The 214-nt window shown below is 44.4% G+C and carries 1 rRNA gene; it reads left to right on the top strand.

The features are described 5' to 3' along the window. Positions 1 to 67: ribosomal RNA gene (locus EL84_RS30615) — 16S ribosomal RNA — on the top strand; the annotation flags it as partial. Between the last annotated feature and the right edge of the window lie 147 nt (positions 68 to 214).

The raw sequence follows: 214 nt of genomic DNA, 5'->3' as shown, positions 1-214 counted from the left end.
ATAGATGATTGGGGTGAAGTCGTAACAAGGTAGCCGTATCGGAAGGTGCGGCTGGATCACCTCCTTTCTATGGAGAATCGTTTCCTGCAACGGAAACATTCAAATACGCAGCTTAGCTGCAAAACACTCACTCGTTGTTCGGTTTTGAGAGCTCAAACTCTCAAACAGCTTGCTTTTGCATGGAGCTTGTTCTTTGAAAACTAGATATCGAAAC

Origin of the sequence: Paenibacillus sp. VT-400 (assembly GCF_001029205.1) — a bacterium.
GTDB classification, from domain to species: domain Bacteria; phylum Bacillota; class Bacilli; order Paenibacillales; family Paenibacillaceae; genus Paenibacillus; species Paenibacillus amylolyticus.
Note: the sequence above shows the minus strand (reverse complement) of the source record. Positions and strands in the feature narration are given on the sequence as shown.